13 protein-coding genes are annotated in these 19,574 nt (G+C 35.4%); 7 read left to right on the forward strand and 6 right to left on the reverse strand.

Translation table 11 applies throughout. The annotated features are described in order from the left end of the window. Nucleotides 1-312 precede the first annotated feature (312 nt). The 7 genes from BUC21_RS04695 (at nucleotide 313) to BUC21_RS04725 (ending at nucleotide 13,130) form a co-directional block, all read left to right on the forward strand. The gene (locus BUC21_RS04695) at nucleotides 313-882 is read left to right on the forward strand and encodes a DUF3575 domain-containing protein (protein ID WP_073399737.1); all 570 of its coding nucleotides are present in this window, start codon (nucleotides 313-315) and stop codon (nucleotides 880-882) included. Between the two features lie 17 nt (nucleotides 883-899). After that, on the forward strand, nucleotides 900-2,360 hold the full coding sequence (locus BUC21_RS04700; RefSeq protein ID WP_073399739.1) for a DUF3868 domain-containing protein: 1,461 nt from the start codon (nucleotides 900-902) through the stop codon (nucleotides 2,358-2,360). A 45-nt stretch (nucleotides 2,361-2,405) separates the two neighbouring features. After that, entirely contained in the window at nucleotides 2,406-3,902 is a 1,497-nt protein-coding gene (locus BUC21_RS04705; RefSeq protein ID WP_073399741.1) for an Mfa1 family fimbria major subunit, read from the forward strand. 228 nt (nucleotides 3,903-4,130) lie between these two features. Then, nucleotides 4,131-5,123 carry a FimB/Mfa2 family fimbrial subunit gene (locus BUC21_RS04710; RefSeq protein ID WP_073399743.1) on the forward strand — a complete coding sequence of 331 codons (993 nt, stop codon included), beginning with the start codon at nucleotides 4,131-4,133 and terminating at the stop codon, nucleotides 5,121-5,123. 29 nt (nucleotides 5,124-5,152) lie between these two features. Further along, nucleotides 5,153-6,931, forward strand: a complete 1,779-nt coding sequence (locus BUC21_RS04715) for an Mfa1 family fimbria major subunit (RefSeq protein ID WP_073399745.1) — start codon at nucleotides 5,153-5,155, stop codon at nucleotides 6,929-6,931. A 13-nt stretch (nucleotides 6,932-6,944) separates the two neighbouring features. Next, on the forward strand, nucleotides 6,945-8,210 hold the full coding sequence (locus BUC21_RS04720; RefSeq protein ID WP_073399747.1) for a hypothetical protein: 1,266 nt from the start codon (nucleotides 6,945-6,947) through the stop codon (nucleotides 8,208-8,210). A 12-nt stretch (nucleotides 8,211-8,222) separates the two neighbouring features. Further along, nucleotides 8,223-13,130: a T9SS type A sorting domain-containing protein gene (locus BUC21_RS04725; RefSeq protein ID WP_073399749.1), complete on the forward strand. Its 4,908-nt coding sequence runs from the start codon at nucleotides 8,223-8,225 to the stop codon at nucleotides 13,128-13,130. Between the two features lie 56 nt (nucleotides 13,131-13,186). Here BUC21_RS04725 and BUC21_RS04730 read toward each other — a convergent pair whose 3' ends face one another. The 6 genes from BUC21_RS04730 to BUC21_RS04755 all read right to left on the reverse strand — a co-directional run bounded on the left by BUC21_RS04730 (nucleotide 13,187) and on the right by BUC21_RS04755 (nucleotide 19,421). Beyond that, nucleotides 13,187-14,122: a DUF5106 domain-containing protein gene (locus BUC21_RS04730; protein WP_083547599.1), complete on the reverse strand. Its 936-nt coding sequence runs from the start codon at nucleotides 14,120-14,122 to the stop codon at nucleotides 13,187-13,189. A 581-nt stretch (nucleotides 14,123-14,703) separates the two neighbouring features. Then, nucleotides 14,704-15,909 carry a hypothetical protein gene (locus BUC21_RS04735; protein ID WP_073399753.1) on the reverse strand — a complete coding sequence of 402 codons (1,206 nt, stop codon included), beginning with the start codon at nucleotides 15,907-15,909 and terminating at the stop codon, nucleotides 14,704-14,706. Beyond that, on the reverse strand, nucleotides 15,906-16,550 hold the full coding sequence (locus BUC21_RS04740; protein ID WP_073399755.1) for an ATP-binding cassette domain-containing protein: 645 nt from the start codon (nucleotides 16,548-16,550) through the stop codon (nucleotides 15,906-15,908). Before BUC21_RS04740 ends, BUC21_RS04735 begins: the two co-directional genes overlap by 4 nt. Nucleotides 16,551-16,576: 26 nt before the next feature. Further along, nucleotides 16,577-18,112, reverse strand: a complete 1,536-nt coding sequence (locus BUC21_RS04745; RefSeq protein WP_073399757.1) for a DUF4836 family protein — start codon at nucleotides 18,110-18,112, stop codon at nucleotides 16,577-16,579. A gap of 15 nt (nucleotides 18,113-18,127) precedes the next feature. Next, nucleotides 18,128-18,826, reverse strand: coding sequence for a 16S rRNA (uracil(1498)-N(3))-methyltransferase (locus BUC21_RS04750; protein WP_073399759.1), 699 nt, complete (start codon nucleotides 18,824-18,826; stop codon nucleotides 18,128-18,130). Between the two features lie 19 nt (nucleotides 18,827-18,845). Next, nucleotides 18,846-19,421 carry a bifunctional nuclease family protein gene (locus BUC21_RS04755; protein WP_073399761.1) on the reverse strand — a complete coding sequence of 192 codons (576 nt, stop codon included), beginning with the start codon at nucleotides 19,419-19,421 and terminating at the stop codon, nucleotides 18,846-18,848. Between the last annotated feature and the right edge of the window lie 153 nt (nucleotides 19,422-19,574).

Raw genomic sequence — 19,574 nt, forward strand, 5'->3', positions numbered from 1 at the left:
CTTATAAATCTTAATAAAGCAAATTCTATAGGCATTACAGATCATATAATGTCAAATTAGAAAAATATATAAGAACAAGAAAATCATAAAAAATCCTAGCAGTAATAAGCACTTTTTTATGCAATAATACCAGACATATCCTAACCTGTTAATATTAGTAATATATTAAAACATAATGTAAACTATTACAAGTTTTATACTTCAAAACTTTTTTTTTTTTGAAATGTTAGTTCTGATACATGAGAAAAACATACCTAAATAAATCTAAATCATGAAGAAGGACTTCCTTCTTCTTTATTACGTGACTAAAAAATGAAAAAGAAACTTTTAACCTTATTTTTTGTATTGGGAATTTCCTCAACGGTCAGTCCACAGGAAATAGCATTAAAGAATAACATTATTTACGATGCGACTACTACTCCCAATCTTGCACTGGAAATAGGCCTGAAAAAAAAGACCACCTTGGATCTTTATGGAGGTTTTAATCCTTTCACTTTTGAAAATAATAAAAAATTTAAGCACTGGCTATTCCAGCCTGAACTTCGCTTTTGGACATGTGAAAGGTTTAATGGGACTTTCTTTGGCATCCACGCACATGTTGGGCAATTCAATTTTGGAGGAATTACGCTCCCATTCAACATGTTTCCTGACGTAAAAACTCACCGCTACGAAGGTAATCTATACGGTGGAGGTGTAAGTATTGGACATCAGTGGATTTTCAACAAGCGTTTAGGGCTTGAAGCTAGTATTGGTGGAGGATATGCATATGGTCATTACGATAAATACCTCTGTCCTCAATGTGGAGAAAGAATTGGCACTTACAATAAAAACTACTGGGGTATAACAAGAGTTACTCTTTCTTTGATTTACGTGATACGTTAATATAAAATCAATTAGCTATGAATCTTAAAATCTATATATCTGCATTTGTTCTATTATTGACCCTGCAGAATACAAAAATTAATGCACAGCAAGCTGTATCCAGTGAATCAGTACGTGTACTCTCAACAGATGTACGCAAGTATGAAACTGATTTAATTATTGAGATGATATTGGATATATCCGACCTAAAACTTGCATCAAATCGTACAATGACTATTATTCCTATTCTTGAAACTCAGAACCAGAGTAAAGCGTTACCGGAAGTTCTGATTAACGGAAAAAGAAAACATATTGTATACACTCGCAATTTGTTAAGCAATAATCCTGGTAATAATTTATACACAGAAGTTCGGCGAATCAACAAAACCAAGCAACAGATAAAATACAGAACAAGTGTTCCTATCGAGACATGGATGCGTGAGTCTATTTTGGCTCTCAATATTAATTTATGCGGTTGCGGAGGAAAACAAGAAAAAGATTCCCAGCTAGTTCTTGTTAATATTGCCGATATCAAAGTTAAAGATGTTAAAGGATCTAATGAATTACCGGATGTTGCATATATAACTCCCCAGGCAGAAGAGATCAAGACTAGAAAAGAAGAAGGAAAAGCTTACCTGGATTTCCCGGAAAATAAAACAATCATTAATTTCGATTATAGGCACAATCCTATCGAATTGGAAAAGATTAGACAAACCATTGATAAAATAAAGAATGATAAAAACACTCATATCACTGACATGACAATTCATGGATATGCATCTCCAGAAGGTAATTATACAGAAAACTCTCGACTGGCAAATGAAAGAGCTAAAGCTTTGCAACAGTATATAAACAATTTGTATAATCTCGGCAATATCAAGTTTACGGTAAAGTCAACTCCTGAAGATTGGGATGGATTATCAAGTTATATTAAAAAATCAAATCTGAAAAATAAAAATCAAATTTTAGCAATAATCAACGAAAATATTTCCCCTGATGCTAAAGAGCAAAAACTAAAAAACCTCAATGCTGGAGAATCATATCAGTTTATGCTGCATGAATACTTCCCGGCTCTACGTCATTCAGATTACACGGTGAGTTATATAGTCAAAGGATTTAGTATAGAAGAAACAAAAGAGATTATTAAGAAATATCCTCAACAGCTAAGTTTACAAGAAATGTATCTTCTTGCCCAAACTTATGAAAAAGGAAGTAACGAATTCAATGAGGTATTCGATATAGCAGTGCGTATGTTTCCGGATGATCCTATTGCAAACCTGAATGCATCTTCCATAGCCCTAATTAAACGCGATATAGCAGCAGCTAAAAAATATCTTGCAAAAGCAAATAAACAATCACCCGAGACAATTAATAACCTTGGAGTTTTGGCAGTACTTGAAGAACAAAAGGGAAAAGCCGAAAAATTATTTGAAAAGGCTTCCACAGCAGGAGTTCCTCAGGCATTATCAAACCTCAAAGAGTTAGAAAAAGACAATTAGAGATAACATATTTTTACCATTTTAATTAATTAATTCTTATAAACTATGAAAATTAGAAATTTACTATTCGCAGGATTAGCAACAACAGCCTTGTTTTCCTGTAGTACAGATGAAAATGTAGTCACTAACAGTGCAGCAAAAGAAGAAGCGTACTTGGGTTTGCAAATTTCATTTCCAAAATCCGCTATCACAAAAGCCGATCCCATAGACGGTAGCACAGAGAATGGATTGGCTATTGAACAAGAGTTCACAAAAGTCGTTGTTATTTTGGTTGATTCAGTTACAAATAATATTACGGATTATTTGGAATACGCCAATACCGATTTTGCTCCAGATGGTAATTCTGCTGTTGATGGTGGTACTGCGGAATCTAAAAATTATCTGGCAAAATCAGCAAAGTTAGTAACTAAAGGAAAAGCAAGAGTGTATGTCTTTTTAAATCCAACAGCAGACATAACGGCTCTTAAAAAAGCTAATTATCAAACTAGCCCTGTTAATATTCCTACGCTTCTAACAACAGAAATGACTGCATTAACAAGCTCTACAGGTCCTGACATTACCGGAGAAGGAGAAATTGCCAATTCAAATAATTTCTTAATGGGAAATTACGTAACACCTGCTGTTGCATTTGAAATTAATGGAACTGTTACCGCTCCTACAAATATTAGATTATGTGTAGAACGAGCCGCCGTTAAATTAGTAGAATATACATCAGATGCTACTTTTACTATTTCTAATAAACTTGGAGCTAGTTCTGTAAGTGCTACACTTGTAAATTATAACTATAATAATCTGAATAAGCGTTCTTTTATACTTAGAAACCATGATGCAAATTATGTTAAAGATCCTAACTTTATTCAAGCAAATTATTTATCATCAGTAACTGATGCAGCGCCATGGTATACAAGTGATTTTTTCACAGTAGGTAACAACGATATCAATAAGACATTCACTGCAGGTTCGAAAATTACATATTGCCTTGAAAATACGATGACGAGAACTGAACAATATGATAATAAAACAACTTCAATTGTATATAAAGCTGAAATAAAAATAGGTGGTAGTACAGCAGCAACAACATTTTATACATATAAAAATATAATCTATACTTCTTACGCAGCCCTACAAACTGCTTATAATACAGATTATCCAGATGCTGCTCAACAACTAGATAAAGTTTTCCTAGAGAATGCAGTAGCAACTGCTTACGCAGGAACAAGCACAGACATCAAGACTTTCAATGCAAAACTTTATGCTAAAGGCATAAGATGCTACTATAATGGAACTTGCTTCTACAATTGGATGATTAAACATATTGACCAACCAAGTGAGAACTTAGGAATAATGGAATTTGGTGTAGTTCGTAATAATGTTTATTATCTTGCTGTAAAAGGAATAGCCAATATTGGCGAACCTTGGGTTCCTAATGGTCCTGAAGATCCTGATCCTACTCCTATACCAGATGAAGTAGACCAAGCATCTCTAATTATGTCAATTTATGTATTACCTTGGACAGTTAGAGTCAACAATATCAATTTCTGATAAAAAACGAAGCAACTAATCTAATAAAAAATCCCGGAAGGATGGAAAATTCTTCCTTCCGGGTTTTCTTTCAACTAAATTAAGAAAGCACTTAGCATACCGGTGCAAAGAGAGGTAGGCATTTGGGAAGAGTACAAGAACCACTTCCCCACAAAAAAATGAGAATAATAGTAACCTATAAATGGTGACTTCTATATATAGAAAAAATAACAATAAAATAAAAAAGTAATGAACAAACGGTTGTATAACATTAGAAGCAAAATTAGCAATGCACTGCTACTTTTCATTCTTATCGGTACATTTTCAGCCTGTTCCTTTATGGAAGATGAGAGAACAGATTGTCCGGAAGAGTGTCACATTCGTTTTAAGTATGACTATAACATGAAGTTTGCCGATGCTTTTTCTAATGAAGTAAAGCAGGTAACTGTTTACATTTTCGACGAGAATGATCGCTTCGTAAAGATGCAAACAGACCAAGGAGATGCACTAAAGGAGAATGATTATTTCTTAAAACTTGGAGTTTCTCGGGGAAAATATCATATAGTAGCATGGGCGGGACTAGACGGAGAATCATTTACTGCCAATTCACTTATTACCGGGAAGTCTACTTTATCTGATCTTAGAGTAGCTCTAAAAAAAATCAATAATGAATCAAAAAACGATCTTCATCCGTTATGGCATGGTGAAATAAAAGAAATAACAGTAACCGGAGTATACCAGGAAGAAGTTGTTTCTTTAGTAAAAGACACTCATTATGTGAGCATCGTGTTACAACAAATTAATGGAACAGCTGTAAGTGATACTGCTTTCCATTTCGAAATAACCGATGACAATAGTCTGATAAACTATGATAATAATATAATTCCAAATGGTGATTTAACTTATCGGCCTTATGTAACCAAACAAAACTCTGTGGGTGATGTTCAACCTGTTACCACAGCTTATGCAGGAATACATACATCCCGCTTAATGACTGATAGCAAATCACGTCTGCGTATTACCAAAGTTCAGAATGGTGACGTAGTAGTTGATATCCCATTAACAGCATATCTAATGCTTACTGAAATGGAAGGACACCAAGGAGAAATGACCGCACAGGAATATCTGGATCGTCAAGACGAATATTCTTTAGTTTTCTTCCTTGATGATAATCTATCATGGTTTAAGACACAAATTATAATTAACGGATGGACTGTACGATTCAATAGTTCCGGACTTTGATTTAAATTATGATATATACAAATTTTATAATGAAAACCAAGAAGCTTATATGGATGCCAATATTAGCATTGGCTACAATTGCTTGCCAGGATTGTATTCTGTTCGACAAGGATATATGTCCAGCTGACAAAGCCGGAACTTTCATTTCTGTCACTCTTAATACACCAACCATTACCCGAGCCAACCCTACCGGAGGAGAAACAGGAGACGGAACAGAAATAGGTCAGACTAATGAGAATACAGTCTCAGATATAACCATATTCTTTTACAAGAGCAGTGATATAAATCAGGCTATTACTGATAATGTATTAGTCTCAAAGTCTATATACTTCGGGACTTCAGACATTATTAATAACACTACCAAGACTCGTAGAGTTGAGATTCCTAAAGGTATTTATCACCTAATAATAGTGGCTAATGCAGGCGATTTGACATATGAATTTACTACAGTAAAAAACGTGTGCAATTATTTGCAAAAAACCGCCTGGACTGTTAGTGGCACTGATTATTCTAAATTTGTAATGTCGTCTTCCAATGATTCATCCATTGAACTTACAGGAACATCAACCGAAGCATCTCCTATCGAAATTGATGTAAATGTGGAACGTTTAGCTGCCCGAGTGGACTTTATTCCTTATAATAGTAGCAATGCACCCATAAATACCTACTACGTTAGCAATAGTGGTAATACTACAGGGCAAGTGACTATTAACAAAATAAAGCTCATTAACCGATTAACAGCAGGCTCCTATCTACTTAAGCGAGTTGCTGCAAGCATGTCTGCTACTCCTTCATACTTAGGGAACGAAACATTAGATCAAAACAGCTTTCAAAGTAATTACGTTATTGATCCATGGACTATCATAAAGACTAAGACTAACCTTACAGGTTCACATTTTAATTTATTAAATGGTGGAGCCGGATCTGATCCAGCATCTTCATTATATACCAACTATTTTAATAACAGCTTTACTCTTGGAAGCGAAGATGTAGTAAAAACAGCAAATTTAACAAGTACAAGTAATGGAGAAAAATTTTATATACTAGGTTATACGCTTGAGAATACTACCGACATGAGTTGTCAAATGAACGGTTATTCTACCGGAGTGATGTTTGAAACAACATACATGCCAGCTTCTGTAACTGCTTATAATGCTACAACCAGAATAAATGAAGCGAAAACTCTAACCAATGCAATCACATTTTACACTTATGATAACAATAATGTAGTGTGTAATTCTCTTGAAGCCATTGAGTTTGCTTCACTAAAAAGTTCTCAGCCAGCAAATGATTTCTTTGCTCAGATCTTTACGGCTGCTAATACCTGGCAGGAAGTACAAAACTATGCCAACCGTATAAAAGATTATGACTTATTGGGGTTCAAAGCCTATTTATCAGATAAACTAAATGGTAAAGTGTTAACTGCAAATCTTAATGAGACTATTTCATGGGATAATTTTGTATCAGCAACCTATGGATATTTAGATGGAAGTATCAATCAAAATGGCATAGATACAAGACTGGTGCTATTTGGAAAAAATATTAATTGTTACATTAATGGACTTTGCTACTATCCATACTGGATTCGTCATTCAAATAATGGAACCATAGATGAATCAATCATGGAATTTGGTATTGTCCGCAATAATGTATACAAACTAAAAGTCATTTCTTTTTCAGGACTTGGAAAACCAATGCCTTACAGCCCGACTGATACGCCAGATAACCCTGATGAAGAATCATTTGTAAGCGTATTCATAACCGTATCTCCCTGGAGATTGATAGCACATCCTGATGTAGTACTTTAATAAAAGGCGAAATATGAAAAAACAAAATTACATATCGGTGTTAAGCCTTCTTCTACTTCTTATTCTCTGTAGTTGTACAAAAGACGATAATCTTATAACAACAGTTAAATCGGGAGAAGAAACTTATTCTGTGACTTATCGTATCAGTACGCGAAGCAGTAGTGATGCTAATGCTTCAGATAATGAGATGATGAAATCAATTCTCCTTTTTGTTGTAAATGCTAACAACAAGATTGAAAAGAAGGTAACAGAGACATTTCAGGAAATGAAAAAACTATATGAAATCAAAATTCAGCTGACACCAGGGACAAAAACAGTTTACGGATTTTCAAACTTATCGGCAAGTAATCTAACAGAAGCAGGACTTGCAAATTTAGAAATAGGAAATACAATGCCAGACTTAACGAATTCTGCCTTAACTATAGCAAATGGTTTCACCATAGATGCAATATCTGGTAATTACCTTCCCATGAGTAATAAAACCACGTTTAACGTTACAAACATAGCAAATCAAAGCTTCAACATGGAACTGATCCGCATGCTATGCAAAATGAAGTTGAATTTTAAGAATGAAAGCGGACATTCAATTACATTGAAAGATATAGTACTTAGTCCTGTTACAACATCAGCTATCTATTTACTACCACGTTCCAATGGTTTAACAGCTCCTGCATTACCTGTTACTAAGACGACAGGTAATTATACATATACTTTCAATAGCAGCTCAAGTTTCGCTGATAAAGCTGAATTAAAAGATTACATTTTCTATTTCAATGAATCACAAGTTAACAATAATGGATGGTTTAAACTTACCCTTAATGCCATAAATGGAACTGATAATGAAGTACGCATGTCACTCACCGATCTTACTTTTATTAACCGGAATGACTATCTACCGCTTAATATTATCCTAACGGATTATAAATTGGAGTTAGATCTAAAATCGTATCCTCCTATCGGAGGTTATGCCGCGGCTGTTTCAACAACAACAGACGGATATCGTTGTACATTTCCGGGGGGTGGCCCGTTCGTTATCACACCAAAGCTCATACAACTATCGAGCAATTCTGTTGTAACTAATGCTAACTGGAGTTTTACATACACAGATACATCACCATCAATATTTGATAAAGTTCCAATGCTAAATAATGGCGAGATAAAAGGAACACTAAAATCTTCAGCCACAGGTACAGCACTGTGTACTATTTCAGTAAATGTCTCTACATCGGAAAATATAACCCGCATGCTTTCATATAGAGTATATATAAGTCAGAACTAAAAAAAACTTCATATGAAAAACTATACAAATTATATATCAGGCCTCCTTTTCTTGTTAATATTTGCTTTTGCAGGTAATGTATCAGGACAGACTAAAACTGTAGCCCATAAAATGGGAGGATATTATTCAGGCTATATGGTGAATAATATGCAGAAAACACATGTATATAACACAACTGTTTATGCTAAACCTAATAGCAACATTACATTAAGTTTACCTTCTACAACCACAACTTCTCCACACCACTATTATCGTTGGTATGATTATGACACAGACAGCAAATCTACTCTATTATCAACAACTTTAGGTACCGATTACTCTAATGGTAGAGTTGCATATGGTGGAGGAACACTGATCGAAAATATAACCTATTCGGTACCAAGTAATATTACATCAGATGCTATTGCCTGTGATGTATCAGCAAATACTGACTATAATCTGAGTGGTAGTACTTTGACAGAACCAACCCTTTCTTATCGGTGTATCTACAATATAAGAAGTGCATATGAAATTGCTGATAAACTGAAAATTTATCCTTCATCTGGCACCAGCTATCTAGAAGAATATACTATATATATGCCTTCAGCAAAACTAACCAATGCGAATGATAATCCTAGAGTCTGTTTAAAATACAATGCAGACAACTACTTTGGATATAATCCAAATAACGGTTTAGTACAAGGCGGTTATTCCAACTTTACACTCAATGGTGCATCTGAGGCATTTACTAGTACAAATATGCGTTTTTGTTATGTATCCCCAGGAGCCGCAGGTACTTCTAAGACAATAACAGTTACAATGAAGTGTCAAAACACTTCTAACCCTAATAGAACTAGTTATAACACTTATAATATAGCTAAATTCACTATTTACTTTGTATCTGACCTCCCAATGCCGTATGATAATTTAACCGGTGGAAATGAAAGGCGTTCCATTAGTTATTTAAATAATAACTACTTTTTATTAAGTAAATTAGATTTCGATTATAATACCGTTCCTGCAACTGCAGCTAATAATATGTATGCTAGTCCGCTACCTTGGGATGTTTGTACATACGGTTTTTCAGCAACTACAAATCGTGGTTTTGACAATAAAGTAAGTCAATGGAATGAATATGGTTTTTATAAAACAGCCAATGTTACTAATGTCAGCGATGCTAGTGCCAATTATACCTGGTACAATAATAGCAAGAGCGAAGTTCGAGACCGAAAGTATTATGATAGTAATGGGAATCAGGCTGGCTATTTTCTTTATGTAGATGCAGCCGAGACACCTGGTATTATTGCAAAACTAGATATTGGTGAGCTTTGTTCAGGAACTAAACTTTTCGTTTCAGCAGGAATTTGCAGTTTAACTGAAGATGCTGCCGATTCCGACCCTGATTTGAATTTTGTTTTTATTGGAGTTGATGCAAGTGGTAATGAAACCGAACTTAATCGATATACATCCGGTGATATTCCCAGCAAAACAACAATAGCCCCATGGTATCAGATTTTCTATTCGTTTACTTTTAATTCCAATATTGAATATTCATCTTACAGATTACAGATAGAGAACAACTGTAAAAACACATCCGGTGGAGACTATGCTGTAGATGATATCCGTATATACCGAAGCAAACCATCTGTGCAAGCTAGTCAAATGAAACTTGAGTGCGGAAGTAATAATAATAAAGTAAAGTTCAGAGTAGAGTATGGTAAACTTCTCTCTACTTTAGGTCTAACAGAAGTAACTTCAGGTACCGGAACTATTATAAATGCAAACTATAAGATACTGGATAGCTCTAAGAATACATTAAACTACAACTACAACACAGACACAAATCCAGTTACTAATAATGGCGTAGTTAGATTTAGCACAAAATTTAGTGCAATGACGGCTCTCACAAGTGGAACAGAACCTCCTCTTACATACAGCCAGACACCTGCACTTGCATATACCGAAACAGAAACAATTGATAATGTGACATATCGTTATATCGTATTTCAAGCACCCAGTAATAATATGCTGAAAATAAACAATACTTATTATTTGTCGGTTGCTAACTCACAGGGAGTTTTCTTAACTGGTATTTGTGATATGATCAGCGATCCGTTTGTTGTCGTACGATCTTCTACAGCTACTGTTGACGGAGAAAGCTGGGTAACTGGTAATGGAATATGTTATGGTAATGAGCTTGAATTCGGAGCTAAATTGAGAGACAGAAATACTCTCGAAGAAATAGTTTGCCGCTACGATTGGTATATTGGAACGGAAGATCAATTCACAACAACTCCATCTGGTGGAATGTCTGTAAGCACAGCTTTAGGATTATATCGGCAAGTCTACCCTAATCCATCAAAAACATATACTGGATTATCTCCGGCAAGCGGTAGTTTCACTCAGGCAGCCTACAATTTACTTAATAGTTTAATCACTAATCAAAATCTTCAACTTAACAAAACAAGCATTACCCGTATTTTAAGGGAGGGAGAGACTATTATTGCCGTTCCAATAATAGGAACAGCAGAAACAACATCCACAACCACAACTGTAAATCTGTGTAGTGATTATATTGTTATAGCAGCAGGAGCAAACCACAAAAATCCTTCGATACAATTGAGTGGAGAAGGAGCAAGTAAGACTGCATCTGTTAGAATTGGTTTAAGCCAATTTAATGATTTAAAAAATAATTCTACAAAAATGCTGACAATACCAGTATATAGTTTTAAAAATTCAGACCAAAGCAATACTAAAAATCTTATTAAGGCAAGTGATAGCAATGTATATCTGATAAAAACTGATGATTCATCTATTTCAGGCGTTGATTCTTTAAATCCAAGTAAAATAATAGCAACCTTAGAAACAGTAAATGTTACTCCTGCTACGGGAGATACCGACTACCTTACATTCAAATTTTCTTCAGGAACTATTAGTGTTAAAGAGGGATATACATATAAAATAGAATTTCATTTTAATGAGGCATATTCTTCAAATGGAGAAATACCTTGCGACGGTGTAGCATCCTTTAACCTGAAAATAGTTCCCGAATATCTGACATGGACAGGTGTTAATGGCGATAACTGGAATAACGATGGTAATTGGAGACGTTCCTTGAAAGCAGAGTTGTATAAAGATGCAAATTATACAGACGATACCAATAATAAAGGCTTTGTACCAATGAATTTTTCAAAAGTAACAATCCCCAATAGTACAAAAGCTCCATGGTTGTACAGTTTAACAGGTTCGCCATATTTTAATATGACTAATACGAACTATACAGATGTTACTGACAGAATTGCCAATGCTGCAACAACAAGTATTGAGTATAGTTTGATGGTGCAAGCAAACGGAACAAACTACAATTGTAGTAATTTCTATGGAAATACGTGCAGTCAGGTTTATTTCAAACCTTCTGCCGAAATGAGAAACACCAATTATCTCACCTATAATAAAGCATGGGTAGATTTTGAACTAACTTCCGGTCGTTGGTATATGCTTTCTTCTCCGTTAAAAGGTGTAGTAGCTGGTGATATGTACCTTCCTTCGGCAAATGGGAAACAGAACACAGAAGCATTCCAGTCTATAACATATAGCAGTACAACAAATAACCGTTTCAGTCCGGCTATTTATCAACGAAGTTGGGACCACAGTTCTTCTACAGTATTTAAGACAGACGGAAACACTTATGATTCATTTATATCTGCTAACTGGAGTCAGGTATATAATAAGGTAGATGAAACATATACTTCCGGTAAAGGTTTTTCTATTCGTCCGGTTTATGGTACAGAAGGTACAGATAAAGTGTTGTTCCGTATACCGAAAGATGATGCTAACTATTCCTATTATTCCTATGATGGCAGTATTATTAATAATAATACAACAATAAATCGTGCCAATAATGGAAAACTGGCTTTCGAAAACAATGCATCGGATATATCATTAATACTTTCAAATAATACAGGAACAAATAATATATACCTAATTGGCAATCCATTTATGGCTACACTAGATATGGCAAAGTTCCTGAACGCACATCCGTCTTTTGAAAGAAGATTCTGGATATTAACAGGAACCGGACAAAGTACAGTTGCAATTGATAACAATGGAGCGATAACTACTTCCGGAAGCGAAATATTAACGGGAACAGTAGCCCCAATGCAGTCTTTCTTTGTAGAAAAGAAGTCATCCATATCAGGCGATCCAATCATTACTTTTACACCTGATATGACAATTGCCAAACCATCTTTGGGTACCCCTGTCCGTTCCATTAGTAATGAAGATAATACATCCGATAATTCACATTGCTTGCGTATTATTGCTGAACGGGATGGTTATTCAAGTGCTATTCTTATTAAAGAAGATATTAATGCATCCGACAATTACAATTCAGAGGAAGATGTTCCGGTATTAATGGACTCCAATCTGGCAGATGCCCCTACCCTCTACTCCATGGCAGGAAACCAGGCGGTAAGTATCAATGTGATGTCTTCTCAAAAAACTATACCTTTGGGCATATATAGTGAAAATAATAACAACGTGAATCTGACGTTTAAAGGTCTTGATAACTTTGGCGGATATATGGAACTTTATGACGCATTATTGAATCAAGCTACAGAATTAAACGGAACAAATGCTAGTGTAACAATGCCTGGTAATACTCACGGTCGCTATTATCTGAACTTTACAAGTACAGCTATCGGTCAGCAAGAAAGTAATATAGTAGTCTATTCTCCTGAACGAGAAAGAGTGGTTGTAGCTACTTCTGCATCGGATAAGCTTCAGAATATCAAAATATTTAGTTTAAGTGGCACTATATTAAAAGAGCTGACTGGTTTAGACACTGCAAAGGTGGAAATATTGTTACCAAGTGGAGTGTATATAATTAGAGTGCAAAGTCTGGAGAATATTGAAACTAAAAAAATAGCTTGCAAGCAATAGTTAATACCCTGTTTTTAAAACGGTCTGCTTTTTGAATAAAAAGGCAGACCGTTATTTTATCGTTTTTCAAAATAATTCTCTAGTACTGCAAACGAAGGATTCTTAAGAAGAACCCGTTTTTCACGGTTTAAAAGATATATAGAAGGTATCACTCTCAAATCATATAATTCACTATTACGAATCTTCTGCTTTTTATCATATCCACAGATCCAGTTAGAGGGGTATTTCCACAATTGTTTTCTCCAACTGCCAAATTCATCTTCAGTATAAACAGAAAGAATTATCAGCTTATTATTTTTTTTCTGATTTTGTAACGAACTTAAAACAGGCGAAGCAATAATCTGCTCTCTGATTTCTTCACATAACTCACAATCGGGATTATTAAAAAAAAGAAGAGTATATTCGCTGCTAAGGCCTGCAAGTGTACTACTTTTACCAGAAGCAAGGGTGTATACAAAATTAGTTGCTATACTATCGGGACGATTCTTGCGAACCATGGATAACTGATAGCGATAAGTAAGTTTATATGTATCATCCACTTTCTTTGATGCAACAATAGATTCTAAAAAAGGAAGATATAATTCCTCGTTATATATCGGTGAATGGGATTCATATAGGTATTTTTCAGCCAATTTGCTCAAAAAAGAATAAATAGAGGTATTTGATTCAGCCTTACACATCAGCTTTTTTATACCGGAACATGCTATAGGATAAGAAGTATGAGGAAGCACACCTAAAAAATCGGCAAGGATAGGTTCTATAGAATCCAAACTCTGAATCTGAGATGTATCTGTAAATGCAAAATGATCCCAATAATGTTCAACTAAATATTTTGCACGTCTCTGAGGAGTAGTAAGCGTATTTGGTATTTCGGGCAAACGGAATGTTTGTTTTTCCATTTGAACTCCTTGTGATTCTCTCTTTTTCGTTTCTTTGCATCCTATTGTTAGGACAGAACAAATTATATACAACAATAAAATGTGTGTTTTCATTATTCTTATATTATTTATAATTAACTGGTATATACAAAGTTACTATTTTTTATTTATAATTCATTTTATCGAATTACTATTTTAGTCATCCACCTGTTTATACTTATTCTACAAATGGTATTACGATACATTTTTATCTATTTGCAAGATTACAAAGCCGGTGAAGTGTACAATATATCTTTAAGAGCATTGCATTTCTCAGGAATAAGATTGTTGCATTGTTGTACAAAACAAATATTTGTTCTGTACAAAAGAATTAATTGTTTTGTACAAAAGAATGCATTCTTCTGTACAAGAATACAAAAAGCAGATTAATACTTTTTTCAGAGTAAGCCGGAATGTTTTACAACTCTGACGTGATATTTAAAAAAGTTCTGTGTGAATTGTTAAGTTGGATTCAACTTTTTAGATAACAACAAAGCCTGATCGAAGACTTATAAAAAGAGTTAGTGGCAGATAGAAGAAATTGGTGGTAGATGAAGTGTTTTAATAATTTATCTGCCACCTACTGAAAGGCCCTTAAACAGGGCGATTTACTAAAATTTAGTAGCAGGTGGCAGATAAATTTATTTTTTTTCGTTCTATGATTTATGCATCCAGATGGATTGAACCTTTTTGCGAATGGCTACAATATTCATTGAAGAGACTACAACAAACAGTGTTGTTCCGATAACTACTGCTGGAATAATTGATCCTGCGGCAATCTGAGGGAAGAGCGATGCTACAACTCCCATGTAATAGGAACGCGCCCAACCGACCAATAATAAAGCTAAAATAAGAACGACGAAGTTCAGCCCTAACGTAAGTATCTGGTATGGCAAGGCTACTCGTCCGGGGCTATACCCTATCAGCAAGAGGTTCTCCAGTTTCGTAGTATTTTTCTGCAATAACAAATAAATGCTAAGCATCAAAATGTAGAATGAAAGTACACTGATAAGTAATCCTACTGCCAGCACAATACCGGTAATCAGTTTCAGGAAGTAAGTTGTTTTTCCTGCATCCAGTTTATTATCTTCTGTTTCGTAGCCTCTTTTCTGGAAGAATTGAGCTATTTTTTCATCGGCTGGGTTTTTCACTTCTACAATTAACCGGGATGGCTGTACTTCCTTGCCGGGAGCGAATGTACTGTTTGCCCAGTTCATAAACTCTTCCGGAACAAGAATGGTATTTAAACGATTAGAAAAGCCTACAATTCGTCCTTTATATTTAGCAATCCGTCCATCGTTGGCACGAATTACAAGATCTACCTTAATCATCCCCATCAATCCTTCGGATAATTTAGGAAGACTTCGTGCCTGTGCAAAACCAAAGTTGTAAAGGTTGAGGTAGTTACGAGGGATAATAATTGGGATTGAGTTAGAATTCTTATCGAAATGCCATTTATCAAGACTTACATCAACGTACTCATTGGGCACTGACTCGAAAAACATTTCTGTGGCAAGTTTAAAGTCTGATTCCTGCATACCAAATCCGGCTGTTACCGAAAACTGCGAAGGCATAAATGAACCTACGCTCTTTGCAAAGGACTGAGACTTAATCTCATCAATATCATCCTGCGTAAAAGAGTTGTTTGCACCGGCTATTGAGCCAAGCGTGCTTATCTTTTTAGTTACGGTTATAAAATCTTTTTTAATAAAGCTATCACCTTGAGTAAATACAGGCGCTATGTCTTTATAAAATTGTACGCTCAAGGCTACAATCATCATACCAAAAAGATTGGCAAAGAAAAATCCGCCCAACTGCCCCAAGCTTATATGCTGACGAAGAAGTTTCCAAACAAGTTTCATAACTTAAATATTTTATTGTAGTTCAACTCAATATGTTTACCAATAGACGTTACAATAACGCCTGCTCCCTGCTTTTTCACTTCCTGCATCAAAAGATCACCCATAATCTGACCATTGGTTTCGTCAAGGTGACTGATTGGTTCGTCCAGGAATATAAAATCGAAAGGCTGACAAAGAGATCTGATAAACGCCACGCGCTGTTGTTGTCCGAAAGATAGCTTGCCTACTTTGGAATTATATTTATCATCTATTCCCATAGCTTCAAACAAAGTTTCAATCTCTTTTTTCGATTTATAGCCGGTAAGGCTGTTTTTTAACTGAATATTCTCCAGCGCAGTGAGTTCTGAAAAAAGTCTCAGTTCCTGAAAAAGCATGCTAAGGGAGTGCTTTCTGACATCTACCCATTTAGAAACAGAAAGATTCCGAATGTTCTCTTTATCAAAATTAAAAGTTCCCTGATAATCGTTCCGATAGCCATATATATAACTACAGAGCGAAGACTTACCTGTACCTGAATCCGCTTCTATCAGATAAATTTCTCCTTTGCGGAACTCCAGATTTTTTTTCCAGACTTCCGAAACAATTGATTCGCGTTCGGCAAACACATTAGGTAGAGTCTGCTGTAAGTTAATGTTATTCATTGATGCAATTCAATTTAAAATCAGTTCTAACCAAGCACTTTCTTTAATCCTGTGATAAGTTGCTTCAGAACATTTTCGTTTTTATTCTTAAAATAGATATTAACCACACTCTTTTGATCGTCTTTGTTATATGCTTCAGCATAAGAGAATCCGGCAAGGATAGATTGAACCATATTTCCTTGTGATCCGAAACGTCCAAATGCATTGCTCACCATTGGCAGTTTCATTACATTATCCATATCCAGAACAAAGTAACCCTTTGCATCACTCTTTATATTTTCGTACTTAGCATTTGCAAGCGAATTTGCAACGTCCTTACCTATATTTTTATAGAGATTATCATCGTTGGTGAGATAGAAATAATTACCTCTTACTCCAAAACGGATTGGAGAAGGAAGCATGGCACTCTTTACCACATATTCATTTTTGCCGGAAGTAGCAACAGTTAAGCCAACTTCGTCGAAATCTTTTTTAAATGCGTAAACAATTCCTGCTGCAGAAGGGTCACTAACCTCGGCATAAGCCAGCAAAGAAGGAGTTCCATTTGCACTAACATTTGTTACAGCAATAGCAACATCACCTTTTAATGAGTTTACACTCTTCTTCAAATCGAATCCGGGAGTTAGACGAGAATCTCTTACCATATTCTTAAACTCGGCTCCACTCATTAACATCTCATACAGCTTATCACCTTTCACATTTGTGGAAAGGTATGCAAGAGAGGATGCAGGAATACGTTTAAGGAAAGTATGATTAATCTTTCCACCCATATCGGATTGCTTCTTAATGTATGCTTTTAAAGATTCATTTTCTGTATAATACTCACCTTCCATAGTAACCTTTCCATTCTCGAAATTAATCTGGGCAAGCACCATCATTTGGCGCATGTCAGCATCTTCGGGAAGTCCAAGACTCATGGACATAGATGTAAGCTGAGGCAGTGAAGCAAAAGAGCCATATAATCCGATATCACTTTTCTTTTCAATCATCTTTTGGAAGCCCTTATTCGAAGCAATGCTTACTCCTTCAGTGGTGTGCATCATTTTCTCAACCTGTTCTTTCACCGGCAATGAACGGGCATTGGTAGTCTCTATTACTAGCAAAGTGCTTTCATCGAATGCACAAATACCATATCCGCGAAGTATTACAGTTGAGAAATCACCGTTTCTCTCAATAGCATCACAGATTCCTTCATTCTGCATCAGTCCGAAAGCATCTTCAAGTTTATCTTCATCGGACACTTTAAACAATACAGCAGGTTCTTCTTTCGACGTAACGAAAAAATAGGCTTTATTCTCGAGAGACAAACCCGCATCGGAAGGATTTTGAACCATCTTTGCCAATTTTTCATTATTCAAAGAGGCAGTCAGATTCTTCATTATAGATTCCTTATTATCCATCAAGCCACTTTTCTTAATGATTGACTGAATATCAAACGATATAACCAGTGAGGCATTAGAAGGAATAACTCTTGTATACTCTTTATCTTTAGAACAAGAGCCCAGTACCAGTACTGCAATCAACAGCACAGATAAGCGGAAAAAGAATTTTGTTTTATTCATAGCTAATATATAATTTTATTGATTCATCAGGTTCATAGTATGGCATGCCACCAATGCTGCAGTTTCCGTACGCAACCGGGATTTTCCAAGACTTATTGGTTGAAAACCTTTAGAAAGCGCCTTTTCTACTTCTTCCGGACTAAAGTCTCCTTCGGGACCAATCAGCACTACTGCATCTTCTCCCTTTCGGAGAACATCTTTCAATAAAGGTTTCTCACCCTCGTAACAATGTGCAATAAACTTCTGTCCGGGGAAATCACGGGAAATAAATTTATCGAAATCGGTCATTTCATTTAAAACGGGGAGGTTTGCTTTAAGCGACTGCTTAATAGCAGAAACAAGAATCTTTTCAATCCGTTCCGCCTTTATCACTTTCCTTTCCGAAAAACGGCAGTTAAGGAAAGTCAGTTCATCAAAACCTATCTCGGTAGCTTTCTCTGCAAACCATTCATTACGATCCATGTTTTTAGTGGGAGCCATAGCTATGTGCAAGTGGCACGGCCAGAATTTCTCTTGCGGAATTGTTTCTATGATAGATACAAAACATTTCTTCCCTGTCGCCAAACTAATTTCGGCTTTATAAAATGAGCCTTTTCCATCAGTCAACATAATCTCATCACCTTGAGACAATCGTAATACGCGCAGACAGTGTTGAGCTTCTTCATCAGGTAGCTCGTTTTTGACTAAAATGTCGGGAGTATAAAATACATGCATTATTATAGGGGTATAATCTTTATTGATTTAAACGTTTTTCCTCCTCTTCTATTCGCTTTATTTCATCACGTAGTTCGGAAGCCAGTTCATAATCCTCATCCTTAATAGCCTGTGAAAGAGATTCTTTTAATGATTCAATTGTTTCACAATACATTTCTGATTCATCTTTTTCATCTTCTACTTCTGGAATATATCCTTCGGCGCTAAGAATTTCTTCTGTCGTATAAATAGGACAACCAAAACGTAAAGCCAATGCAACAGCATCAGATGTTCTGGAATCTACCTTAAACGATTCTCCATCTTCTTTCTCAAAATAAAGGTAAGAATAGAATATTCCATCTCTGGCCTTATAGATAAAAACCTGTGTGAGTCTTGTCTGAAGATATTCAGCAAAGGTTACAAATAAATCGTGAGTAAAAGGACGAGGAGTTGTTAGTCCTTTCAATTTAAGAGCAATTGCTTGTGCTTCGATAGAACCAATAATAACAGGCAACTGACGTGGCCCGTTTACTTCTTCCAAAACTAAGGCGAAAGCATTTGCCTGTAACTGACTGTTGGAAATATTTAATACCCGAAGTTCTACTTTATTATCCACTTTGAATCCAATTTTAGACTATGTGGCAAATATAGGGATAATTTTGGGATGATGAGTCTATTAAAAGGTATTTATAAAAAAAAAGGCTGTCATCACGACAACCCAATCTTTATTAACCTTAAATCTAATACCATGAAAAACATGATGCAAATA

The sequence above is a fragment of the Bacteroides luti genome, from assembly GCF_900128905.1.
Taxonomy (GTDB): Bacteria; Bacteroidota; Bacteroidia; order Bacteroidales; family Bacteroidaceae; genus Bacteroides; species Bacteroides luti.